Origin of the sequence: Marivita sp. (assembly GCF_022763305.1) — a bacterium.
Lineage (GTDB): Bacteria > Pseudomonadota > Alphaproteobacteria > Rhodobacterales > Rhodobacteraceae > Marivita.
Window position 1 is genome coordinate 43366 of the sequence record NZ_JALEGT010000085.1, and the last position, 21100, is coordinate 64465.

Here is a 21100-nt window from a genome sequence, read left to right on the forward strand (position 1 = left end):
TCCATAACTCCCAGTTCTTCATTTGTTGGGCCGTGCCGATTGTGACACGACCAGTTTTTCCGGGAAGAGCCCCTGTGGTCGCCACAGAAGCATCCCCACGATCACGAAGCCGATCAGCACGAACTGGATCGACCCGGTATAGAGCTGCACCTCCAGCGGTGCGAAGCGCGACAAGGCCCAACCGCTGGCCGTCCATGCGGCCCAGATCAGGAAGGTCCCCATCACCGCGCCCTTGTTGTTGCCTGCACCGCCGACGATCAGCATCGCCCAGATCTGGAAGGTGAGGATCGGCAGCACATCCTGTGGGCTGATGAAGGCATAAAAGGTGGCGTAGAGTCCACCGGCAAGGCCCATGATCACCGACCCGGCCACAAAGGACGTGAGACGGATGCGCGAGGGCGATTTGCCCAGCGATTGCGCGGCGGTCTCGTCTTCGCGGATGGCGCGCAGCAGCCGCCCGAACGGGGATTGGATCAGCCGTTCGAGGAAGATGTAGGTTGCGATCAGCAGGATCAGGACAAAGACAAAGAACGCGAGGTTGTAGGTGAACCCGTTGCCGAGCGTTTCCCGGAGCGGGCGTTCGAAGCCCCGGATGCCCTGCGCCCCGCCCAAAGCGTCGGTGTTGCGCATCACGGTCTCGAAGGCGACGGCGACGCCGAAGGTTGCGATGGCGAGGTAGTCGTGCCTGAGGCGGATCGTCAGCAGCCCGACGATCCAGGCGACGATCCCGGCGCAGACCATGCCTCCGAAAAGGGCCAGCAGGTAGGGAAGGCCGAACCCGCCCAACTGCCCGGCCTGGGGCGTACCGCCAAGGATCAGCGTGCCATAAGCCCCCGCCCCGAAGAACGCGACGACGCCGCCGTTGAAAAGGCCGGTGTTGCCCCATTGCAGGTTCAGGCCCATCACGGCGATGGACAGGATCGACGCCACGGTGGCGAAGAAGACGAGGTAGGAGATGACGCCGATCATGTGCGCTCTTCCCCGAAGAGCCCATGTGGCCGAAGGATCAGCACGGCAAGGATGATGAGGAAAGGCACCGCCGGGCTGTAACCCGATGGCAGGAGCACCAGAGCGAGGTTTGAGGCGAGGCCCACGATGAACCCACCCAGCACCGCGCCATATATGCTGCCGATGCCACCAACGATGGTGGCGGCAAAGATCGGCAACACCAGATCGCGGCCCAGCACCGGGCTGATCTGGTTGGTCAAGCCGTAGAACACACCTGCGGCGGCCGCGAGCCCGCCGCCGATCAGCCAGATCAGAACGATCATGCGGCTGAGATTGATGCCCGACACCTGAGCCAGCGTCGGGTTCTCAGCCACCGCGCGCAGGGAATAGCCGAAGGTCGTGCGCGACAGGACGAGATGCAGGATGAACATGATCAGCAGCGCCGCCACCAGCGTGAACACCTGATCCGGCTTGATCAGCAGGAACGGATCGCGGCTGACGACGATGGCGAAGACGATGTCCTGCGAATAGAGCTTTGGGTTCAGGCCAAAGATCAGGCCAAGGATGTTGCGGATGATCATGGCCACGCCGAAGGAGGCAAAGACCATCGACAACTCGCCGCCCTTGGCGCGGACGCGTTTGAACACCAGCTTGTCGATCACCACAGCCGACAGACCCGTCAGCGCCATCGAGAGCAAAAGCGCTAGCGTCAGCGACCATGTGAGGCTGAGAGGCGGGATCGCCTCGGCCAGTGCGGGGTGGATCGCACCGAAGAGGCCGTCAAACACCAATGCAGCATAGGCGCCGATGGAGAGCAGTTCGGCATGCGAGAAATTGGCGAAGCGCAGCATGTGCATCGCCATCGTCAGGCCAATCGCCCCCAGCGACAGGATCGAACCAACCAGCACTCCGTCAACAAGGTTCTGGATCATGCCGATGCCACCCGTTTGCCGCCAAGGTAGATTTGGCCAACCACCGGATCGCTCAGCAGATCCTGCGCCGCGCCGTCGACCTGGTTGCGGCCATCGGCAAGGATGTAGCAGTGATCCGCCAACCGCAGCGCCTGTTTGACGTTCTGTTCAACGAGCAGGATCGTCACGCCCTGTTCGGTCAGGGCACGAATGTATTCCAGCACCTCCTGCGCCGCCTTGGGTGACAGCCCGGCAGACGGTTCGTCCATCAGGATCACCTTTGGGTCGATGGCGAGCGCCATCGCCACGGCAAGGAACTGGCGTTGCCCACCGGAGAGGGCGCCCGCCTTTTCGGTCTGTTTGTCAGCCAGAGCCGGGAAGCGGGTGAACAGCGCTTCGCGCCGCGCTGCGGCCTCTTTCCCGGCATTGCGCAGCACCAGATCGAGGTTCTGTCGGATCGTCAGCGAGCGGAAGATGTTGTCGGATTGCGGGACGTAGGCCACGCCCAGCGCGCCCATACGGTCGGGGCGCGGGTTGGTGATCTCGGCCCCGTTCAGGTGGACCGTGCCGCCCGACACCGGCACCAGCCCGGCAATCGCCTTGATCAGCGTGGATTTCCCCGCACCGTTGGGGCCGATGATGACCGTCACTTTGGCCGCTTGGGCGGTCAGCGACACGCCTTTGAGGATGGGCAGGTCCGGCACGTAGCCCGCGACGACATTCCGTGCCACCAGCGCCGTCATTCGACCTGCGCCCCCAGATAGGCATCAAGAAGAACGGGATTGTTCTGCGCCTCTTCGGCGGTGCCTTCGAAAACCTTGCGCCCTTCGGCCAGGGCGATCACCGGGTCGCAATGCTGCATGACGAAATCCATGTCATGTTCGATGATGACAAAGGTTTTGCCGCCGCGATTCAGTTCCTCGATTTTCTCGATCAGAGTCCGTGTCAGGGACGGGTTCACCCCGGCGGCGGGTTCGTCCAGCAGGATCAGCTTGGGATCACCCATCAGGATGCGGGCCAGTTCCAGAAGCTTCATCTGCCCACCCGAGATTTGCCCCGCCGCCTGATCGGCCAATGGGGCGAGCGTAACGAAATCCAGCACCTCCATCGCGCGTTTGCGAATGGCCGCCTCCTGATCACGGACCTTGGCAGCGCCAAAGAACGGCCCCCAAAGGCGCTCGCCCATCTGCGCCTTGGGCGCGAGCATGACGTTTTCCAGAACGCTCATTCGCGAAAATGGGCGCGGGATCTGGAAGGTGCGACCAAGGCCAAGGCTGAACAGGGCGTCGGGTGCGAACTCGGTCACGTCCTGACCGTCGAGATGGACGGTGCCGCTGGTCGGCTTCAGCATCCCGGTCAGCACGTTGAAGAGCGTGGTCTTGCCAGCCCCATTGGGGCCGATCAGGCCCGTGATCGTCCCTGCCCTCATGTCGAGAGACACGTCGTTGACCGCACGGAACTCGCCGAAGGTCTTGCTGACATTCCGGATGCTGAGGATCGGTTCAGCCATGCTACCCATGCACCGCGTCGTTCGGGTTGGTGTTCAAGTTGTATTTCATGATCCGGCCATGCCGCCCCGTCCGGTCGCGTTCGAGGGAATAGACATCACCCTTGGGGCCATCCGCCAGATCGAGCACGGCGTTCAGCGTGGCGTGATCTTCGGCATCGAGTGCGAAGGCGAAAGTCTGGAGGGTCTGCGGCAGGTGCCGGGCATAACGCGCGCCGACGATCCCGGCGGCGACCTGCGGCTGGTCCAGCACCCAGCGGGTGGCGACCGCCGAAAGGGACACGCCATGTTTGTCGCCGACGGTTTTCAGCGCCTTGAGCAGAGCCTGGAAGCGGTCCCAAGGGCCGAATTCGTCGATGATGAGGCGATACTTGATCAGGCTGCGGTTTTCGAACTGGAACCCGGGGTCGGGTTCGCCCAGCCATTTTTCGGTGATGAAGCCGCCGGCGAGCGTGCCGTAGCAGATCAGTTGCAGATCGTTGGCGGCAGCCCAGTCGGTCAGTCCGTTGGCGGGGCGGCGATCAAGCACGGAATACTGCACCTGCGCCGAGGCGATATCGAACCCGGCATCGACAAAAGGCTGCATCGCCTGCCGGTCCCAGTTGGTGGTGCCGAGGTTCTTGATCTTGCCCTCTTTGCGCAGGTCCTTCAGCACATCGACAGCCTCGACCGCATTGCCGATGCCGAGATCCCACCAGAAGAACTGCACCAGATCGAGTTGGTCGATCTTCAGACGTTGAAGCGAGCGGTCGACGATGGCCGTCACCTCGTCTGGCCGGAGGTCAGCCAGCCTCGTGAGGTCAGGCACCAGCTTGGTATGCACGCAGACTCGGTCCGCCACAGATGCCCCACGCCGGGCGCGCAGGTCGGCGATGAAGTCTCCGATCATCTCTTCGACGCCAGTGTAGATGTCGGCGCAGTCGAAGGTGAAGAGACCAGCGTCGACGAACGCCTCCATGTCGCGGATCGCCTGCGCGCGGTCCACCGGGCCGTGGTCGCCCGCCAGTTGCCAGCCGCCGCGAATGACACGGGCGATGGTATGGCCGGGGCGAAGGTCGATGGTTTCAACGCTCATGTCTGGACTTTCCAATAGGGTGTGCTGCGCTGGTCCGGCAGGCCCGTGGTTTCAGAGTGGCGGAAGGTGCGTTTGCCCGTGCGTGTCACCCGGAACCGACCGCCGCAATTCGGGTCGGGGCAGGCGATCTCGGCGTCGGTGGACATCCAGTCGTTTGGGGAGGTCGGGCGTTGCTTGGCGGGTAGCAGAGGCAACAAAGCGGCCAGCGCGTACATCGACACTTTCTGCTGCCCGTCGAAGATCAGCAATTCGCCTTCGACGCGGAAGCTTTCGCCTTCGATGTGTCGGCACACGGATGTGCGGTCGCCCACCACCGTTTCGACGCGCAGGTCATAAAGCCAGAAGTCGTCCGCGTCCTGCGCCGCGCTCATCGTTCCCCAGTGCGCGGTTTCGCGCAGTTGTTCCCTGTTGTTAACCATATGGTTGCTGGGATCTTTCGGGGTTGTCAAACGGGTTCGGGGCGGCAACTCATGGGCAGACAGCCGAAAGGACCGCTTGTGACCCAGCCTGACAGTATCGCCCTGAGTGACCGCCTGACGATCCGCCGTGCACTTGTGGGGCTGTGGCAGGTGGCCGATATCGAGAAAGACGGCGACATCATCGACCCCGAGGTGGGCGCGGATCATCTTGCGGCCTATGCGGATGCCGGGTTCGACAGTTTCGACATGGCGGATCATTACGGGACAGCTGAGATCATCACAGGCGCGCTCTTGAACCGTGGGGTCAAGGCCACTGTCGGTACCAAGTGGTGTCCTGTACCCGGCCCGATGACGGCGGAGGTGGTGCGCGCCGGGGTGCAGGAACGGCTGGACCGGCTGGGCGTGGATCGGGTCGATCTGCTGCAATTCCACTGGTGGAGCTTCGAGCACCCGGCATGGCTCGACGCGCTGCACGAGATGGCCAAACTGCGCGAGGAGGGTCTGATCGGCGAGATCGGGCTGACCAATTTCGATGCCGCGCACCTGCATCTGGCGCTGGCGGACGGGATCCCGATTGTCAGCAACCAGGTGCCCTGCTCGCTTCTGGATCGCCGCGCGACCGGGCCTTTGTCGGAAGTTTGTGCCGCGTGGGGCGTGAAGCTTTTGTGCTACGGCACGTTGCAGGGCGGGTTCCTGTCGGAGCGTTGGCTGGGCAAGCCGGAACCGGCCGAAATCACCGACTGGAGCAAGATGAAGTACAAGCGCTTCATCGACCATGCCGGGGGATGGGACGCGTATCAGACGGTTTTACAGGCGGCGGTGGATGTGGCGGCCAAGCATGGCGTGTCCATTGCCAATGTCGCAACGCGCTGGGTGCTCGAGAACGACGCAGTTGCCGGGGTCATCATCGGCGCGCGTCTGGGCGAGGCGCGGCATACGGACGATAACCTAAAGCTGTTCCGGTTTGCGCTGGACGAAGAGGATCACGCGCGCCTGAACGCGGCCTTTGCCGTGACCACGCCCCTGCCCGGCGATTGCGGTGATGAATACCGCAAGCCGCCCTTCCTGACGGCAAGCGGCGATCTGAGTCACCACCTCGACACGATGCCTTTGGCCGTCACGGTCGAGGACGTGCCCGGCAGGCCCGGCGAAAAGCGGGTGCTTTCGGGCAGCGAGTGGGAGGACATTGCGGGTTACTGCCGCGCGCATCGGATCGGGGACCGCGTGTTTGTCTCGGGCACGACGGCAACCGCAGGTCTGAGCCACGCCGTTGCTCCAAAAGACGCAGGCGCACAAACGACCTTCATCCTCGACAAGATCAGCGCCGCACTGACCGCGCTTGGGGCGTCGATGGAGGATGTCGTGCGGACGCGGGTCTACCTGAGCGATGCCGATGATGTGCTTGCCGTGTCAAAGGCGCATGGGCGCATCTTTGCGGACATCAAACCGGCCAACACGCTGTTCCAGATCGGTCAGTTGATCGGTGACTACAAGGTCGAGATCGAGGCCGAAGCGATACTCCGGTAAGTGCGCCGCACCTCGGTTCTTTGACGGACAGTCAAAAGGCCCCGGATCAAGCCCGGGGCCCGTGTCTTTATTTCTGTGCCGCTTCGAGCGCGTCGAGACGGGCCTTGAGCGTTTCGTTTTCCTCGCGCGCTTTCATCGCCATCGCGCGGACGGCATCGAATTCCTCGCGAGTCACGAAATCGCGGTCGGCCAACCACCGGTCGATCATCGACTTCATCGCGGTTTCCGCTTCTTCCTTGGCGCCCTGCGCCACACCCATCGCGTTGGTCATGAGCTGCGACAGGTCTTCGAATACCTTGTTACGGGTTTGCATGAGATGCCTCCGGCGTTTGCTTGACCTCTATATGGGCTGGAGACCCTTTGGGCACAAGGTTGACTTCGCCGCAGAGCAATGAGCATCTGCGCGCATGTCGACCGGTCTGCCTTTTCCGAATGTCTCGCCAGAGCTGTTTTCCATCTCGATCCTGGGGATGGAGTTCGCTTTGCGCTGGTATGCGCTGGCCTATATCGCGGGTATCCTGATCGGCTGGCGCATTGCTGTCGCGGCTGTAAAGCGTCCTGCTCTGTGGGCGGGGACCGTCCCCCCAATGCGCCCCGAGCAGGTCGAGGAACTGCTCACCTGGGTGATCCTCGGTGTCATTCTGGGCGGACGGTTGGGGTTTGTGCTGTTTTACCAGCCGGCCTATTACCTGCAGAACCCAGCCGAAATTCTGGCCGTGTGGCAAGGCGGCATGTCCTTTCACGGAGGACTGATCGGGGTGATCCTCGCCGCGCTGGTGTACTGCATCAAGGAGGGCCTCCCGCTGCGGCCCACTGCGGACATGATGGCCATGGCCACACCGCCGGGGCTGTTTCTGGGGCGCATCTCGAATTTCATCAATGCCGAGCTTTGGGGTCGGCCGACCGATCTGCCCTGGGGGGTGCAATTCCCCGGACAGGCCGCGCAGGCCTGTGGACAGGCACTTGGCGAGATTTGCGCGCGGCATCCGTCGCAGCTTTACGAGGCGTTACTGGAAGGTCTGCTTTTGGGTGCCGCGCTGCTTTGGCTGGCGTTCCGGCGCGGCGCGCTGAGAGCACCCGGTCGGATTGTTGGGCTTTTCATCGGCGGATACGGTCTGGCGCGGTTCCTCGTAGAGTTCGTGCGACAGCCTGATGCGCAATTCGTATCCGAGGGCAATCCGCTCGGGTTGGCGTGGCATGTGAGCGGGTATGGGCTGACCATGGGACAGCTTCTGTCCCTGCCGATGATCGTGATCGGCCTCTATCTCTGGACAACCGCGCGGCAGAAGCTGGAAGACCGTCCCGCATGACCGCTCTGGCCGATCTTCTGCGCAAACAGATCCGGTCGACGGGGCCAATGACGCTGGCGCAATACATGGCCGCCTGCCTGCTGCATCCCGAACATGGATATTACACGACGCAGGATGCGCTTGGGGCGGATGGCGATTTCACCACCTCACCCGAAATCAGCCAGATGTTCGGAGAGCTGATCGGACTGTGCCTTGCGCAGGCGTGGATTGACCAAGGCGCACCGGAACGCTTTGCACTGGTCGAGCTCGGCCCGGGGCGGGGCACGCTGATCGCGGACGTGATGCGCGCCACGCTTCAGGTCCCCGGATTTCACGCGGCAGCCGAACTGCACCTGGTCGAGGCCTCCGAACGCATGCGAGGCAAGCAGGCGGCCGCCCTGCCCGCGGCCCGGCCGACCTGGCACGATACGGCCGAGACCCTGCCCGACGACATTCCGGTCTATGCCATCGCGAACGAGTTCTTCGACGCCCTCCCGATCCGCCAGTTCCAGCGCGATCCAAAGGGCTGGCGCGAGGTTATGGTGGGTCTTGCACAGGACGGACGCCTTGAACGCGGTCTGAGCGATCCAGCCCCGATAGATGCCCTGAACCGGCGTCTTGATGACACAGAGCCGGGCGCGCTGATCGAGACCTGTGCGCATGGCACTGCCATCATCGACGCGCTGGCCCGGCGCATTGCCGGACAGGGTGGCATGGCGCTGATCATCGACTATGGCGGTTGGCACTCCGACGGAGACACATTCCAGGCGGTGCGTGGACATCGCCCTGTCGATCCCTTCGCGGAACCGGGTCGCGCCGATCTCACTGCGCATGTGGATTTCGAAGCGCTGGCCCGCGCTGCGCTGATCGCCGGATGCGCCGCCACGCAACTCACCAATCAGGGCGTCTTCCTTGAGAGGCTTGGGATCACGCCCCGCGCACAAAGCCTTGCCAAGGGGCTTGCGGGCGATGCGCTGGACGCGCATGTGGCCGCACATCGGCGGTTGACCCATCCCGATGAAATGGGTTCCTTGTTCAAGGTGCTGGGTCTTTATCCCGGCACCGAATCGCCTCCGCCCGGACTGGATCCATGACGCTGGAAATCATAACGGCAGACAGCCTAGGCCCCATCCGCCACGGGTTCTTCACGCGGCGAGGCGGAGCATCATCCGGCGTTTTTTCAGGTCTGAATTGTGGGGCCGGATCATCGGATCAATCCGAGATCGTCGCGATCAACCGCGCCCGGGTGGCCGAGGCCATGCAGGTTACCGGCGACCAGCTTGTCAGCGTGCATCAGGTACATTCCGCCAAGGTCGAAGTGGTGGACGGTCCTCTTGGGACGCCGAAGCCACAGGCGGATGCGATGGTGACGAACACGCCGGGTGTGGCACTTGGGGTCCTGACTGCGGATTGCCAGCCGGTTCTATTTGCGGATCATGACGCCGGTGTCGTCGGTGCCGCCCATGCCGGTTGGCGCGGGGCACTGGATGGTGTTCTTGAAGCGACCGTGGACGCCATGATCGCGCTCGGGGCGCAGCGCGATACGATCACGGCCGTGATCGGCCCCAGCATCAGCCAGCGCGCCTACGAGGTGGGTCCGGAATTCCTCGATGCCTTTCTGGCCGAAGATCCGCAATACGCGCGCTTCTTCGTCAATGGCGTGGAAGACAAGTTCCATTTCGATTTGCCGGGGTTCGGGCTGCACAAGTTGCGCAGCGCCGGGGTCGCCGCGGAATGGACACGGCATTGCACCTATTCCGACGCAGACCGTTTTTATTCGTACCGTCGCGCGACCCACGCCCGTGAGGCGGATTACGGCCGGCTCATCTCGGTCATTCGGCTCTGACGCACTGCCGCGCCTTTGGCGCGCTGCCCAAATCAATCACAGGAATACACCGGGATTGTCCACGTTTGGTCACAAACGCGCCCCATTGCGTGGGTTAATTGGCATCATCACACACAAAACACCCTTGGAGCAGTCCAATGTCGCGCACTTCGAAATTCATCGCCTCTGTCGTTGCAACCTCGAAAGAGGACATGCCCGCACTGCCTTTCCAGCGCGGCGCGGCACGCAAGGCCATGTTTGCCCGGATCAAGGCGCGGGCCGCGGAAGAGGCTGCGCGCAAACGCGCCTGAGTCTGGTCCGCGACAAGGCATTGCCGCCACAATCCAGACCAATTGTGGCAAGGCTGTTCCCGCCCTCCTGACAATCCCCGATGATTTTCCAGATTGGCCGCGATTTCGCGGCCAATTTTCGTTGTTTTTTGACGAATCAAACACGGATCAGCCATCTTTTGCCTACCGAAATTGCACCGTCCTTCTGGTGTTGTTGGTGGGGGCCAACGCGGATGTGACCTCATGTTAAAGGGTACACATGGCTCAGACCTCGACCGATCGCGCCGCGACGACTGACTTCAATGCCTATGCAGTTTCTACCGATAAAGTTGCCACGTTCGACGGGCAGCCTCGACGCGACACCCCTCTCACCCGCACCATCGAGGCTGCCGCCCTTCTCGCGGACCAGACCGTGTCCGAGTCCAGTTTTACCGTTCCGGCCTCGGCCACGTTCGAAGCCTGTGCATCCGCCTTTGCGCGGGGCACATTGATTTCGACGGTCATGGGGCCGGTCGCCGTAGAAGACCTGATCCCCGGTGATCTGGTCGAAACCCACCGGGGACCGCAGCCCGTAATGTGGATCGGCAGCACGCCGTATCTGCCGGACTTCGGCGGTGACACGACCTCTCTCACACATTTGCTCCGTTTGCCGGGCTACGGCATGGGCCAGGGTGATCTCCCCCTTGGTCCTGCCGCCCGGTTGGTGATCCGGCAGGATCGCTTTGCCGATCTTCTCAATTGTGACGCGGTGCTGGCACCGGCCAGCGACTATGTCGATGGCGATCGCGTGCTGCGGATCACCCCGCCCGGGCCGGTGCAGCTCTATCATATCGCGCTGCGCCGCCACGGGATCATCCGTGCCAACGGTCATGAGCTCGAAAGCTATCATCCGGGGCGCGTGTCCGCCGCAGAGATCGGGACGTCTGTCCGTGCGATGCTGCAGTCGATGTTCCCGCATCTGGATGCGCTGGAATCGTTCGGTGATCTTGCCTTTCCGCGCACCACCCGCGAGGTTATCGAAACCTTGCGCGTCGCGTGATCAAACCATGATCAGGGCGCGTCACCAAGGCGCGCCTCGAGCACGTCGAACGGTACGCCCGGTTCATCCTTTGCACCCCGAATGACCAGCGAGGTCTTGACGCTGCCCACATTGGGCGATGTCAGAAGGCTTCCCGTCAGAAAGCTTTGGAACGTACTGAGATCGGGCGCCACGCATTTCAGGATGAAATCGACCTCGCCGTTCAGCATGTGGCATTCCCGGACTAGCGGCCAGCTGCGGCAACGGTCTTCGAAGGCACGCAGATCCGCTTCGGCCTGGCTTTGCAGACCAACCATGGCGAAGACCTGAACTTCAAAGCCGAGCTCGCGCGGGTCAACATCCGCGTGGTATCCACGAATGAAGCCTTGCTCTTCGAGCGTACGGACACGGCGCAGGCAGGGCGGCGCCGAAATACCCACCCGGCGGGCCAGTTCCACATTGGTCATCCGCCCGTCAGCCTGAAGCTCTGCGAGGATTTTGCGATCGATGGGATCCAGACGATGTGACGGCATTCAAAGCACCCTTGCTGTTGCGGCAATATTATATCACCCCCAAGCCACACGCAATATTGTTTCAACAACGCGCAACAATCTTAAACGATTGCAGACTGCCTTGTCTGCCTTGCATACCGGCCTGCATTGATTTGCGAACTGCGCCACAGGCGCATATATCCAGAGAACACCCGAGTCCCTGACTGCTTTTATGCGAGGCTGCCCCATGTCCAACACACGCCACACCAAGGTCCTGATCATCGGTTCCGGCCCTGCCGGTTACACCGCAGGAGTCTATGCCAGCCGTGCGATGCTTGAGCCGATCCTGGTACAGGGCATGGAGCCCGGTGGCCAGTTGACCACCACAACCGAGGTCGAGAACTGGCCCGGCGACACCGAGGTTCAGGGCCCCGACCTGATGGTGCGGATGGAAGCCCATGCCCGCGCGATGGGAACCGAGATCATCGGCGACCTGATCACCTCGCTCGACCTGTCGAAGCGTCCGTTTACCGCACAGTCGGACAGCGGCACGGTTTACACGGCTGACGCGCTGATCCTTGCAACCGGTGCCCGCGCCAAGTGGCTGGGCCTGCCGTCGGAAGAGGCATTCAAGGGCTTTGGGGTCTCCGCCTGCGCAACCTGTGACGGGTTCTTCTATCGCGGTCAGGAAATCGTGGTGATCGGCGGCGGCAACACAGCCGTCGAAGAGGCCCTGTTCCTGACGAACTTCGCCTCGAAGGTCACGCTGATCCATCGCCGTGACGAATTGCGGGCGGAAAAGATCCTGCAGGATCGCCTGTTCAAGAACCCCAAGATCGAAACGCTCTGGCATCACCAGCTGGACGAGGTGTTCGGCACGGATATGCCCAAGGGTGTCGAAGGCGTGCGGGTCAAGCATGTCGAAACCGGAGAGATCACCGAGATTCCCTGCAAGGGTGTGTTCATCGCCATCGGCCACGCGCCGGCCAATGAATTGGTGAAGGATGTGCTCGAAACCCATATGGGCGGCTATGTGGTGACCAAGCCCGACAGCACCGAAACCTCGATCCCCGGTGTGTTCGCGGCAGGTGACCTGACCGATCACAAATACCGTCAGGCCGTGACATCGGCCGGCATGGGCTGCATGGCCGCGCTTGAAGCTGAACGGTTCCTGGCCGAGCACGGGGACGACGCAGGCAAGGATACATCCGAACCGCTGGGCTACGACGCAGAGGTGCCTGCAGCGGAATAAAACGTCGCTCGGACAATTGCGTCCGAGCGTCCACTCTGATCTGACCGCGATTTTCGGTAATCTGTCGTCAAAACTGGCGCAAATCCCGCACATCTTCCCGAATTGATGGGCTGCGTGGCCTTGTCACTGGACTTCTGTCCTGCTGCGGGCGTAACCAGCGCGCAAATTTGAATAGTGAGCAGACAGATGTATCCCCAGAACCTTGCCCCGATCCCGGAACTTTTTGTTTCCTATGACAGCGCGCAGAAGCTGAAAGTCGAAGCGGCTGAACTGGTCAGCCACGACCTGACGCCGCGCCAGATCTGTGATCTGGAACTGCTGATGAACGGCGGTTTCAACCCGCTTAAAGGGTTCCTGAGTGAGGCGGATTACGACAGCGTCGTCGAAAAGATGCGTCTGGCAGACGGCACGCTTTGGCCGATGCCGATCACACTGGATGTGTCCGAGGCGTTTGCCGACAGTCTCGAGATCGGTCAGGACATCGCGCTGCGCGATCAGGAAGGCGTGATCCTTGGCACGATGACCGTGACCGACCGCTGGGTGCCCAACAAGGCGCGCGAGGCGGAAAAGGTGTTCGGGGCGGATGACGACGCGCATCCGGCGGTGAACTACCTGCACAACACGGCGGGCAAGGTCTATCTGGGCGGTCCGGTCACGGGCATCCAGCAGCCGGTGCATTACGATTTCCGGGCCCGCCGCGACACGCCGAACGAATTGCGCGCCTATTTCCGCAAGCTGGGTTGGCGCAAGGTCGTGGCCTTCCAGACCCGCAACCCGCTGCACCGCGCGCATCAGGAACTGACCTTCCGCGCCGCGAAAGAGGCGCAGGCCAACCTGCTGATCCATCCGGTGGTTGGCATGACCAAGCCCGGCGACGTGGATCACTTCACCCGCGTGCGCTGCTACGAGGCGGTGCTGGACAAGTATCCGCAATCCACCACCACGATGAGCCTTCTGAACCTCGCCATGCGCATGGCCGGCCCGCGCGAGGCGGTCTGGCATGGGCTGATCCGCAAGAACCACGGCTGCACGCATTTCATCGTCGGCCGCGATCACGCGGGCCCCGGCAAGAATTCGGCAGGAGAGGATTTCTACGGGCCCTATGACGCGCAGGATCTGTTCCGCGAGCATGAAGAGGAAATCGGCATCGAAATGGTCGATTTCAAACACATGGTCTACGTGCAGGAACGCGCCCAGTACGAACCGATGGACGAGATTGCCGACAAGGACAACGTGACCATCCTCAACATCTCGGGCACCGAACTGCGCCGCCGCCTGTCCGAAGGCCTGGACATCCCGGAATGGTTCAGCTTTCCCGAGGTGGTGGCCGAGCTTCGCAAAACCAAGCCGCCGCGCTCGCAACAAGGCTTTACGGTATTCTTCACCGGCTTCTCGGGTTCCGGCAAGTCGACCATTGCCAACGCGTTGATGGTCAAGCTGATGGAGATGGGCGGGCGTCCGGTCACGCTCCTGGATGGCGATATCGTCCGGAAGAACCTGTCCTCCGAACTGGGCTTTTCGAAGGAGCATCGCGACCTGAACATCCGCCGCATCGGGTATGTCGCCTCCGAAATCACCAAGAACGGTGGCATTGCGATCTGTGCGCCGATTGCCCCCTACGCCACGACGCGCCGCGCTGTGAGGGAAGAGATCGAACAGTTTGGGGCGTTCATCGAAGTGCATGTCGCCACGAGCCTCGAGGAATGTGAACGGCGCGACCGAAAGGGGCTCTACAAACTGGCGCGCGAAGGCAAGATCAAGGAATTCACCGGAATTTCCGATCCTTACGACGTGCCCGAGAACCCGGAACTGCGGGTCGAGACCGAGAATGTCGAGGTCGACAACTGTGCGCATCAGGTCATCCTCAAGCTGGAAAGCCTGGGTCTGATCGCCGGGCAGTAAACATCGCAAAAGGGTCGGGTCATTTCCCGGCCCTTTCCTTTTCGGCGCAGCCGCTGCGGGAACACCGTTGCGCATGGTCCCGCATCATGCCCAAATGATCCCGGATCTCGACAAGGGGCGTGCGCCATGTTAAGAAGATTGCTGTTTGTTCTGACGCTGTGTGCGCCAAGCCTTGCCGCTGCTGACCGGTCCTGTGACACGAAGTTCCAGAAAGTCTGCATCGAAACCGTGCAAAATGACGGCGAAATCGCATTCTTTGCAGAGAACCGCTATCCGTTCCTCCCGGTCACGTTGGACATCACGCTGGACCTGAAGAACCTGGAACGCACCAAAGGCAGCGCCGGACCTTTCGTGCTGGACGGCAACGCGCGGGTGCCGCTTTTCACGTTGTCACAACGGCAGAATGGTGCCTGGTCCTATCGCTACAATTTCACGTGGAGCCGTGGTGATTTCACGGCCCGGCACGACGATCGGCAGACCTATCGTTTGCCGTTTGCTCCGGGTCAGGCCTTTACCGTGGGCCAAAGCTGCAACGGCAGGTTCACCCATGTGGGCGCGCTGCGCTATTCGGTCGATTTCGACATGCCTGAAGGCACACCGATCCACGCTGCTCGCGATGGGATTGTCGTCGATCTCAAAGAGGATTCACGAAGCGGTGGGGCGGGCGCTCAGTACAAGGACTTGGGGAATTATGTCATTGTCGAGCATTCGGATCGAACACTCGCGCAGTATTTCCACCTGAGACAGGGTGGCGTGATCGTCGATTTGGGAGACCGCGTTCGGGCCGGCACGTTGATCGGATATTCGGGAAACACCGGTCAATCCACCGGACCCCATCTGCACTTTGATGTCATCCGGGGCCAGGTTGGCGTGACAAGCCAAACGCTGCCGTTCCGCTTTGCCACATCTTCTGGTCCGGTGAAATGCCCCGCGGTCGGCGCAAGATTGCGCGCGGGCAACTAGACGGGATCAGTGCACCGTGACAGGCGCGAAATCATTCTGTCGCGCCAGCATGAACGCCAGCTTGCGGTCCTTGACCAGCGCAAGACGTTCCCCATCCGCGCGGTGCACGGCATAGATGGTTTTCTTGTCTCCCAGTTCGACGCGGACTTCGTCGGGCAGGTCTGCCACGGCAACCGGGCGCACGTAGACAAGGTTGGACTGATCTGCATCTTTGAAATCGAACGGCGTATTCATGGTCTACCCCTTCCTGATCTGGATTGTCTGAACCACGGTCTCGGGACGCAACAGGGTCAGATCGACATGCAGCAGCCCGTTTTCCATGATCGCCTCTCCCACTTCGACACCGTCGGCGAGCACAAAGCTCCGCTGAAACTGCCGGGCCGCGATCCCGCGATGAAGGAAAACCCGGTCAGAGGCGTCGTCCTGCTGTCGGCCGCGGATCACAAGCTGTCTGTCCTCAACGGTGATGGCCAGATCTTGTTCCCGAAAACCTGCAACAGCGAGGGTGATCCTGTAGGACCCCTCGGAAGTCTGTTCGATATTGAAGGGTGGGTATCCCTCGTTGCCGGATTTCGCGGTGCGTTCCAGCAGGCGCTCAAGCTGTTCGAACCCAAGCAGATGGGGATAGGATCCCAAGGTCAGTTTCGTCATCGACACGTCCTTTTGCGCAAGCGACTGTGTTGGTGCGGCCCCATTCTGGCGACCGGTCTGTTGGAAATATGGGGAGGTAAAAGCCAAGACGCAAGGGCTTTGCGGAATCACGGATTGGCGCTATCTTCCGGGTCTCAGCCATTATCCGGGGACTGCGCAGCTTCATGAATGCACCTACCGATCTGTCGATGAAAACAGACGACGTCCTCAAGGTCGAACTCGAGGTGTTCCGCCGCGAGCACCGCGATCTTGACGAAGCGATCCGGGCCCTGCAGCAGACCGGAACGGCGGATCAGCTGACGTTGCAGCGTCTCAAGAAGAAAAAGCTGATGCTGAAGGATCGGATTTCCCTGATCGAAGACCGGCTGCTTCCAGATATCATCGCCTGAGGTTCGGCCCGAGTTGCCCCCCGATCCGATCTGGCTATAGTGCGCGCTCCGAACAGCTGTAGGGGCAAAGCGCCATGCCAGAATCGATCAAGGTCGGCATCATCATGGGAAGCCAGTCGGACTGGCCCACGATGAAGGAAGCCGCTGACATGCTGGGCGCGCTCGACGTGCCCTACGAGGCCAAGATCGTGTCGGCGCATCGCACGCCCGACCGGCTGTGGGACTATGGCAAGACCGCCGTGGATCGGGGTCTGCAGGTCATCATAGCAGGGGCAGGCGGTGCGGCGCACCTGCCGGGCATGATGGCCTCGAAAACCCGCGTTCCGGTGATTGGCGTTCCTGTCCAAACGCGTGCCCTGTCCGGCGTCGACAGTCTTTATTCGATCCTCCAGATGCCGCGCGGCTTTCCTGTGGCGACCATGGCCATCGGGGCCGCCGGTGCAGCCAATGCCGGGTTGATGGCAGCGGGCATTCTCGCCCTGCAGGATCCCGCCTTGGCAGCCCGTCTTGACCAATGGCGCGCGGATTTGTCAGCCTCCATTCCCGATGCCCCCTCTGACGACGGATAATGACATGACACAGGCGCTTCCCATCGGATCGACCATCGGCATCATCGGCGGCGGTCAGCTTGGCCGGATGCTGTCGGTTGCGGCCAGTCGCCTTGGCTTTCGCTGCCATATCTTCGAACCCGGTGCCAACCCGCCGGCGGGACAGGTCGCGGATCAGGTGACAACCGCCGCCTATGATGACGAAGCGGCGCTGCGCGCTTTTGGTCAGTCGGTGGATGTGATCACCTACGAGTTCGAGAACATCCCGACGGCAGCGCTGGACCTTCTGCAGGACCTCGCCCCGATCCATCCGGGACGCGAGGCGCTGCGCGTAAGTCAGGACCGGCTGACGGAAAAGACGTTCCTGCAGGATTTGGGCCTGCGGACTGCCCCCTTCGCAGACATCACAGATGCGGAGAGCCTTGAGGCCGCGCTTGACCAGATCGGCACACCGTCAATCTTGAAGACGCGGCGCTTTGGCTATGACGGCAAAGGACAGGCCCGGATCATGTCACCCGATGATGCGATGCAGGCGCTGGCCGACATGCAGGGCGCTCCTTCCATCCTTGAAGGGTTCGTGGACTTTTCGCACGAAGTGTCGGTGATCGCGGCACGCAGTCTGGATGGCGCGGTTGCCGCCTTTGATCCCGGCGAGAACGTTCACAGGGACGGCATTCTGCGCACAACGACTGTCCCGGCCCGGCTGAGTACCAGCCAGCGGACGGATGCTGTGCTTCTGGCGGCGAAAATTGCCAATGCGCTGAACTATGTCGGGGTGATGGGTGTCGAACTGTTTGTCACCCAAGGCGGATTGATCGTGAACGAGATTGCGCCGCGCGTGCACAATTCAGGACATTGGACGCAGAACGGCTGCACGGTGGATCAATTCGAACAGCATATCCGCGCCGTGACCGGCTGGCCGTTGGGGGACGGAAAGCGGCATGTGGATGTCGTGATGGAAAACCTGATCGGCGATGACATGGATCGTGTCCCCGAACTGGCAAAGACACCTGATTGCGCGCTGCACCTCTACGGCAAGGCGGACACCAAGCCCGGGCGCAAGATGGGTCATGTGAACCACATCAAGCGGGGTTAGGCGCGCAGGAACCGCTCTGCCACCGCACCGGTCATATGCGCCATACATCCGGCGGCCAGCGTGGCCTCGACGCGTCGGGTCTCCGGATCGACCACGATCAGGTCGGCACGCTGGCCGGGCAGGAGATCACCGCGATCCGTCAGCCCCAACAGACGCGCAGGCCCGGACGACAAGAGCGCCCATGCGGACGCCAGATCGCACAGGCCCAGCTCTTCCAGACGGAACGCGGCACGGAGCGGCGACGGGTAGTGGTAGTCTGAGGCCAGCGCATCGCACAGCCCCTCTGCAATGAGGTCCGCTGCGGCGATATTGCCTGCATGACTGGCCCCGCGCACGACGTTGGGTGCACCCAGAACGATATGTGCCCCATCCGCCCGCGCCGCCTCTGCCGCTTCACGGGTTTCCGGAAACTCACTGACGCTCGCTCCGCGTGACGCCCATTCGGCACGATCCGCAACCGTGCTGTCATCATGGCTGCCCAAAACAATGCCTTTTGCAGCCAATCGCGCAGTCAACTGATCCAGCGCCGCGGGGACTTCGGCGGACCGGGCATGCAGATTCTGCATCAACGCCAGATGCGCTTCGGGGTTGCGTCCGCTCTTGAGTGCCTGACCGGTGAGGCGTGGCGGTTTGCGCCCTTCGGCAAGGCGCTGATGCGGCAGGTGGTCGTTGAACACCACATATCGAATGCCGAACCGGTCGACCGCCGCTTCGGCCCGGGCAAAGTCGTCGAGCAGATGGGTTTCCAGACGGAGTTGCAAACGCAGATCAACCGCGACGCTGTCGCGCACAGCGGCCACGCTTTCGAAGACATGCTCGGCAAAATCAGGTCCGCGCATCCCCCCTTCCCACGAAAAGAACTGCGCCAGCACGGCTGTGGTGATGCCGTTCGCGGCAAGCTCGGATGCGGCGGCGACGACGCCATGTTCCGCTTCGCGCAGGGCGCCACGGCGCGGGGCCATGTGGCGTTCGAACCCATCGCCATGCGGGTCCACGATCCCGGGCAAAACGAGGTAGCCGGACAGGTCGACCTTTCGCCCGGCCGGGTCAGCAACCACGACTCCCTGCGCCAAGGAGATCGGCGCATCGGTCCAGCCATCGGGGGTCAGGACAGTGGCCCCAGAAAGGGTCAGTTCAAGGCTCATCGGCAGGCTCCGGGCAAAGACCGAAAAAACAGACCAGATCGCTCGTGTTGAAACTCTCGGTCCAGTCGAGCTCGGGATCGAAGCGTCCTGTTCGCAGGAAGAGATCGACCTGCGCAATGACCGACGGTGCCTGCATGATGAAGGTGTGCGTCACCGGCATGGTCAGGTGCGCGCGCATGCCGGCCACCTTTGTCGACTCGACGGACACCTTGCCATCGTCGGGACCGGGGATGAGGCTGGAAAACACAGGGTTGAGCGACCGCGTGCCCGCAATCACCCCAAGCTCGAAATTCACGGGCGGCAACGATTTCGGCAAATCATTGGGCGCCGTCCCCAATTGCTGACCTGCCGGACCGTTGAGCCATTCAAAGAGCTCCAGCCCTCCGAGTTCGTCGACCAGTTCGCTGCCCTGGTTCGGCGGGGCCAGCATCACCACGCGCCCCAGATTGGCGGGACGATTGTCCTTGAGCCAGAACCGCAGAAGAATGCCGCCCATCGAGTGGGTGACAAAATGGATGCGGTCCTTTTCGCAACTGGCCACCGCGTCGGGCAGCGTTTCCTCGACCAGCGTCTGGATGCGGGCGGAGGTTGACGGATAGCCAGGGGCCTTGACCGTGTAACCCTTGGCCTCGAGCACGGATTGCATGAGCGCGAAGGACGTTTCGGTCCGCGCCAGCCCATGCAGCAGCACAACGCATTCCGCACGCGCGGGAGCTGCGACAGTCATGGCGATGCAGGAAACCAGGGACAGGATGAAGGCACGGATCATGCCCGTCAGATACGCGGTGCCGTGGGGATTAGAAAGGGTCTAGCGTCGCGACGTCACGGCGAGAAGGACACCGCCCAGCACCAGAAGCGCGGCCACGACAAGACGCGCGGTCACGGGTTCGGCGAGCAGAACGGCACCGCCGGCAATCGCGATCACCGGAACCGTCAGTTGGGTCACCGCGGCGGTACTGCCCCGCAGATGCGGCAACACGGTGTACCACATCGAATACCCGACACCGGACGTCACGGCCCCGGCCAGGATCGCCATTGCCAGTCCAAAGGGTGTGGCTGCCCCAAGGTGGATCCCTTCGAAAAGGGCCGTGAAGGCCACCGCGCCGACAGCGGCGATTGCAGCGGATATGCAGAAATTCGTCGCCGTCGCCCCCAAGGCATCGGATGTGCCACGCCCGTTGAGCGAATAGACCCCCCAAGCCACTCCGGCGATGGCCATCAGGCCCGCATGTTGCAGGCTGGGCGCCGCAGCGTGACCGGGCCAAAGCAGCCAGACGAGTCCTCCAAACGCAACGGATGCGCCGATCCAGCGGCGCAGCGCGGGTCGTTCGCCTTGGATCAGGGCACCGGCAAACATCGTGATCTGCACGAGACCGAAGAGCACAAGCGCGCCCAATCCTGCGTCTAGGCTTTCGTAAGCCAGCGAGAATCCGAATATGTAGACAAGAAGCGACGCCACGCCCACCCATCGCCCTTTTCCGGCAAGGCTCATGCGTTTGTCGCGGAGCATCACGAGCAACGTCAGCATCCCTGCCCCGGCGCACAAGCGCACAACGCCGAACGCCACTGCGTCGATATCGCCCTCAGCAAGAGCGACCCTGTTGAGGATCGAGTTCGAGGCAAAGCAGATCAGAGTCAGGATGGTCAGCAGAAAAAGACGCATGCGATTGGCTACCGCTTTGCGCAGGCAGTTGCCAGACGACATTTTCGGGCAAGGGTGTGCCTGCGATGAACACCGTGTGATGATCACGACACGGGACAGTCGCACGGAGGCGCTTGCCACTGGCGCAAAAGACAAAGGCGCCCGAAGGCGCCTTTGCTTTGCAATGTATCAGCTTGGGCTGACAGGACTCC

The 21100-nt window shown here is 62.1% G+C and carries 25 protein-coding genes; 12 read left to right on the forward strand and 13 right to left on the reverse strand.

Annotation, left to right across the window (positions count from 1 at the left end; translation table 11 throughout):
• Window positions 1-18 precede the first annotated feature (18 nt).
• The 6 genes from MRY75_RS15935 to MRY75_RS15960 are packed head-to-tail and all read right to left on the reverse strand — an operon-like array spanning window position 19 to window position 4860.
• Entirely contained in the window at window positions 19-969 is a 951-nt protein-coding gene (locus MRY75_RS15935) for a branched-chain amino acid ABC transporter permease (protein ID WP_292308992.1), read from the reverse strand.
• Entirely contained in the window at window positions 966-1880 is a 915-nt protein-coding gene (locus MRY75_RS15940; protein WP_292308993.1) for a branched-chain amino acid ABC transporter permease, read from the reverse strand. The genes MRY75_RS15935 and MRY75_RS15940 overlap by 4 nt, the downstream gene beginning before the upstream one ends.
• Window positions 1877-2602 carry an ABC transporter ATP-binding protein gene (locus tag MRY75_RS15945; RefSeq protein WP_292308994.1) on the reverse strand — a complete coding sequence of 242 codons (726 nt, stop codon included), beginning with the start codon at window positions 2600-2602 and terminating at the stop codon, window positions 1877-1879. The genes MRY75_RS15940 and MRY75_RS15945 overlap by 4 nt, the downstream gene beginning before the upstream one ends.
• Window positions 2599-3369, reverse strand: coding sequence for an ABC transporter ATP-binding protein (locus MRY75_RS15950; RefSeq protein ID WP_292308995.1), 771 nt, complete (start codon window positions 3367-3369; stop codon window positions 2599-2601). Before MRY75_RS15950 ends, MRY75_RS15945 begins: the two co-directional genes overlap by 4 nt.
• 1 nt (window position 3370) lies before the next feature.
• Window positions 3371-4441 (reverse strand): aldo/keto reductase, encoded by a 1071-nt coding sequence (locus MRY75_RS15955; RefSeq protein WP_292308996.1) that lies wholly within the window; start codon window positions 4439-4441, stop codon window positions 3371-3373.
• On the reverse strand, window positions 4438-4860 hold the full coding sequence (locus tag MRY75_RS15960; protein ID WP_292308997.1) for a TIGR04076 family protein: 423 nt from the start codon (window positions 4858-4860) through the stop codon (window positions 4438-4440). Before MRY75_RS15960 ends, MRY75_RS15955 begins: the two co-directional genes overlap by 4 nt.
• Before the next feature lie 78 nt (window positions 4861-4938).
• Between MRY75_RS15960 and MRY75_RS15965 the strand changes: the two genes are divergently transcribed.
• Window positions 4939-6387 carry an aldo/keto reductase gene (locus MRY75_RS15965; protein ID WP_292308998.1) on the forward strand — a complete coding sequence of 483 codons (1449 nt, stop codon included), beginning with the start codon at window positions 4939-4941 and terminating at the stop codon, window positions 6385-6387.
• Between the two features lie 67 nt (window positions 6388-6454).
• Here the strand turns inward: MRY75_RS15965 and MRY75_RS15970 are convergent, their stop codons facing one another.
• A complete protein-coding gene (locus MRY75_RS15970; RefSeq protein WP_292308999.1) occupies window positions 6455-6700 on the reverse strand; it encodes an accessory factor UbiK family protein in 246 nt (81 codons plus the stop codon).
• Window positions 6701-6794: 94 nt separating this feature from the next.
• Here MRY75_RS15970 and lgt point away from each other — a divergent pair, with 94 nt between their 5' ends.
• The 5 genes from lgt to MRY75_RS15995 all read left to right on the forward strand — a co-directional run bounded on the left by lgt (window position 6795) and on the right by MRY75_RS15995 (window position 10830).
• The gene (lgt, locus tag MRY75_RS15975) at window positions 6795-7697 is read left to right on the forward strand and encodes a prolipoprotein diacylglyceryl transferase (RefSeq protein WP_292309000.1); all 903 of its coding nucleotides are present in this window, start codon (window positions 6795-6797) and stop codon (window positions 7695-7697) included.
• Window positions 7694-8770, forward strand: a complete 1077-nt coding sequence (locus MRY75_RS15980; RefSeq protein ID WP_292309001.1) for an SAM-dependent methyltransferase — start codon at window positions 7694-7696, stop codon at window positions 8768-8770. Before lgt ends, MRY75_RS15980 begins: the two co-directional genes overlap by 4 nt.
• Entirely contained in the window at window positions 8767-9522 is a 756-nt protein-coding gene (pgeF, locus tag MRY75_RS15985; RefSeq protein ID WP_292309002.1) for a peptidoglycan editing factor PgeF, read from the forward strand. The genes MRY75_RS15980 and pgeF overlap by 4 nt, the downstream gene beginning before the upstream one ends.
• 137 nt (window positions 9523-9659) lie before the next feature.
• A complete protein-coding gene (locus MRY75_RS15990) occupies window positions 9660-9812 on the forward strand; it encodes a hypothetical protein (protein WP_292309003.1) in 153 nt (50 codons plus the stop codon).
• A 238-nt stretch (window positions 9813-10050) separates the two neighbouring features.
• On the forward strand, window positions 10051-10830 hold the full coding sequence (locus MRY75_RS15995; protein ID WP_292309004.1) for a Hint domain-containing protein: 780 nt from the start codon (window positions 10051-10053) through the stop codon (window positions 10828-10830).
• 11 nt (window positions 10831-10841) lie between these two features.
• Here MRY75_RS15995 and MRY75_RS16000 read toward each other — a convergent pair whose 3' ends face one another.
• Window positions 10842-11342 (reverse strand): Lrp/AsnC family transcriptional regulator, encoded by a 501-nt coding sequence (locus MRY75_RS16000; protein WP_292309005.1) that lies wholly within the window; start codon window positions 11340-11342, stop codon window positions 10842-10844.
• A gap of 205 nt (window positions 11343-11547) precedes the next feature.
• On the opposite strand from MRY75_RS16000, the gene trxB reads away from it, so the two are divergent.
• The 3 genes from trxB to MRY75_RS16015 all read left to right on the forward strand — a co-directional run bounded on the left by trxB (window position 11548) and on the right by MRY75_RS16015 (window position 15417).
• The gene (gene trxB, locus MRY75_RS16005; RefSeq protein ID WP_292309006.1) at window positions 11548-12552 is read left to right on the forward strand and encodes a thioredoxin-disulfide reductase; all 1005 of its coding nucleotides are present in this window, start codon (window positions 11548-11550) and stop codon (window positions 12550-12552) included.
• Between the two features lie 186 nt (window positions 12553-12738).
• Window positions 12739-14454 carry a bifunctional sulfate adenylyltransferase/adenylylsulfate kinase gene (locus MRY75_RS16010; RefSeq protein WP_292309007.1) on the forward strand — a complete coding sequence of 572 codons (1716 nt, stop codon included), beginning with the start codon at window positions 12739-12741 and terminating at the stop codon, window positions 14452-14454.
• 126 nt (window positions 14455-14580) lie between these two features.
• Window positions 14581-15417: a M23 family metallopeptidase gene (locus tag MRY75_RS16015; protein WP_292309008.1), complete on the forward strand. Its 837-nt coding sequence runs from the start codon at window positions 14581-14583 to the stop codon at window positions 15415-15417.
• A 6-nt stretch (window positions 15418-15423) separates the two neighbouring features.
• On the opposite strand, the gene MRY75_RS16020 is transcribed toward MRY75_RS16015, so the two are convergent.
• Window positions 15424-15651 carry a DUF1150 family protein gene (locus MRY75_RS16020; RefSeq protein ID WP_292309009.1) on the reverse strand — a complete coding sequence of 76 codons (228 nt, stop codon included), beginning with the start codon at window positions 15649-15651 and terminating at the stop codon, window positions 15424-15426.
• A 3-nt stretch (window positions 15652-15654) separates the two neighbouring features.
• Window positions 15655-16068: an Hsp20 family protein gene (locus MRY75_RS16025; RefSeq protein ID WP_292309010.1), complete on the reverse strand. Its 414-nt coding sequence runs from the start codon at window positions 16066-16068 to the stop codon at window positions 15655-15657.
• Window positions 16069-16232: 164 nt separating this feature from the next.
• On the opposite strand from MRY75_RS16025, the gene MRY75_RS16030 reads away from it, so the two are divergent.
• The 3 genes from MRY75_RS16030 (at window position 16233) to MRY75_RS16040 (ending at window position 18101) form a co-directional block, all read left to right on the forward strand.
• Entirely contained in the window at window positions 16233-16457 is a 225-nt protein-coding gene (locus tag MRY75_RS16030) for a DUF465 domain-containing protein (RefSeq protein WP_292309011.1), read from the forward strand.
• A gap of 74 nt (window positions 16458-16531) precedes the next feature.
• A complete protein-coding gene (gene purE, locus MRY75_RS16035) occupies window positions 16532-17026 on the forward strand; it encodes a 5-(carboxyamino)imidazole ribonucleotide mutase (protein ID WP_292309012.1) in 495 nt (164 codons plus the stop codon).
• A 4-nt stretch (window positions 17027-17030) separates the two neighbouring features.
• Window positions 17031-18101, forward strand: a complete 1071-nt coding sequence (locus MRY75_RS16040; protein ID WP_292309013.1) for a 5-(carboxyamino)imidazole ribonucleotide synthase — start codon at window positions 17031-17033, stop codon at window positions 18099-18101.
• On the opposite strand, the gene MRY75_RS16045 is transcribed toward MRY75_RS16040, so the two are convergent.
• Genes MRY75_RS16045 through MRY75_RS16055 form a run of 3 tightly spaced genes read right to left on the reverse strand, consistent with a single transcriptional unit; the run spans window position 18098 to window position 20909 of the window.
• Window positions 18098-19246 (reverse strand): alpha-D-ribose 1-methylphosphonate 5-triphosphate diphosphatase, encoded by a 1149-nt coding sequence (locus MRY75_RS16045; RefSeq protein ID WP_292309014.1) that lies wholly within the window; start codon window positions 19244-19246, stop codon window positions 18098-18100. The genes MRY75_RS16040 and MRY75_RS16045 overlap by 4 nt on opposite strands.
• Complete coding sequence (locus MRY75_RS16050) at window positions 19236-20015, reverse strand: alpha/beta fold hydrolase (RefSeq protein WP_292309015.1); 780 nt, start codon at window positions 20013-20015, stop codon at window positions 19236-19238. Before MRY75_RS16050 ends, MRY75_RS16045 begins: the two co-directional genes overlap by 11 nt.
• Before the next feature lie 39 nt (window positions 20016-20054).
• Window positions 20055-20909 (reverse strand): DMT family transporter, encoded by an 855-nt coding sequence (locus tag MRY75_RS16055; protein WP_292309016.1) that lies wholly within the window; start codon window positions 20907-20909, stop codon window positions 20055-20057.
• Between the last annotated feature and the right edge of the window lie 191 nt (window positions 20910-21100).

What these genes read in the sequence shown, in the direction of transcription:
- MRY75_RS15935 (WP_292308992.1), bottom strand. Translation starts at nt 969, where the DNA reads ATGATCGGCGTCATCTCCTACCTCGTCTTCTTCGCCACCGTGGCGTCG.
- MRY75_RS15940 (WP_292308993.1), bottom strand. Translation starts at nt 1,880, where the DNA reads ATGATCCAGAACCTTGTTGACGGAGTGCTGGTTGGTTCGATCCTGTCG.
- MRY75_RS15945 (WP_292308994.1), bottom strand. Translation starts at nt 2,602, where the DNA reads ATGACGGCGCTGGTGGCACGGAATGTCGTCGCGGGCTACGTGCCGGAC.
- MRY75_RS15950 (WP_292308995.1), bottom strand. Translation starts at nt 3,369, where the DNA reads ATGGCTGAACCGATCCTCAGCATCCGGAATGTCAGCAAGACCTTCGGC.
- MRY75_RS15955 (WP_292308996.1), bottom strand. Translation starts at nt 4,441, where the DNA reads ATGAGCGTTGAAACCATCGACCTTCGCCCCGGCCATACCATCGCCCGT.
- MRY75_RS15960 (WP_292308997.1), bottom strand. Translation starts at nt 4,860, where the DNA reads ATGGTTAACAACAGGGAACAACTGCGCGAAACCGCGCACTGGGGAACG.
- MRY75_RS15970 (WP_292308999.1), bottom strand. Translation starts at nt 6,700, where the DNA reads ATGCAAACCCGTAACAAGGTATTCGAAGACCTGTCGCAGCTCATGACC.
- lgt (WP_292309000.1), top strand. Translation starts at nt 6,795, where the DNA reads ATGTCGACCGGTCTGCCTTTTCCGAATGTCTCGCCAGAGCTGTTTTCC.
- MRY75_RS15980 (WP_292309001.1), top strand. Translation starts at nt 7,694, where the DNA reads ATGACCGCTCTGGCCGATCTTCTGCGCAAACAGATCCGGTCGACGGGG.
- pgeF (WP_292309002.1), top strand. Translation starts at nt 8,767, where the DNA reads ATGACGCTGGAAATCATAACGGCAGACAGCCTAGGCCCCATCCGCCAC.
- MRY75_RS15990 (WP_292309003.1), top strand. Translation starts at nt 9,660, where the DNA reads ATGTCGCGCACTTCGAAATTCATCGCCTCTGTCGTTGCAACCTCGAAA.
- MRY75_RS15995 (WP_292309004.1), top strand. Translation starts at nt 10,051, where the DNA reads ATGGCTCAGACCTCGACCGATCGCGCCGCGACGACTGACTTCAATGCC.
- MRY75_RS16000 (WP_292309005.1), bottom strand. Translation starts at nt 11,342, where the DNA reads ATGCCGTCACATCGTCTGGATCCCATCGATCGCAAAATCCTCGCAGAG.
- trxB (WP_292309006.1), top strand. Translation starts at nt 11,548, where the DNA reads ATGTCCAACACACGCCACACCAAGGTCCTGATCATCGGTTCCGGCCCT.
- MRY75_RS16010 (WP_292309007.1), top strand. Translation starts at nt 12,739, where the DNA reads ATGTATCCCCAGAACCTTGCCCCGATCCCGGAACTTTTTGTTTCCTAT.
- MRY75_RS16015 (WP_292309008.1), top strand. Translation starts at nt 14,581, where the DNA reads ATGTTAAGAAGATTGCTGTTTGTTCTGACGCTGTGTGCGCCAAGCCTT.
- MRY75_RS16020 (WP_292309009.1), bottom strand. Translation starts at nt 15,651, where the DNA reads ATGAATACGCCGTTCGATTTCAAAGATGCAGATCAGTCCAACCTTGTC.
- MRY75_RS16025 (WP_292309010.1), bottom strand. Translation starts at nt 16,068, where the DNA reads ATGACGAAACTGACCTTGGGATCCTATCCCCATCTGCTTGGGTTCGAA.
- MRY75_RS16030 (WP_292309011.1), top strand. Translation starts at nt 16,233, where the DNA reads ATGAATGCACCTACCGATCTGTCGATGAAAACAGACGACGTCCTCAAG.
- purE (WP_292309012.1), top strand. Translation starts at nt 16,532, where the DNA reads ATGCCAGAATCGATCAAGGTCGGCATCATCATGGGAAGCCAGTCGGAC.
- MRY75_RS16040 (WP_292309013.1), top strand. Translation starts at nt 17,031, where the DNA reads ATGACACAGGCGCTTCCCATCGGATCGACCATCGGCATCATCGGCGGC.
- MRY75_RS16045 (WP_292309014.1), bottom strand. Translation starts at nt 19,246, where the DNA reads ATGAGCCTTGAACTGACCCTTTCTGGGGCCACTGTCCTGACCCCCGAT.
- MRY75_RS16050 (WP_292309015.1), bottom strand. Translation starts at nt 20,015, where the DNA reads ATGATCCGTGCCTTCATCCTGTCCCTGGTTTCCTGCATCGCCATGACT.
- MRY75_RS16055 (WP_292309016.1), bottom strand. Translation starts at nt 20,909, where the DNA reads ATGCGTCTTTTTCTGCTGACCATCCTGACTCTGATCTGCTTTGCCTCG.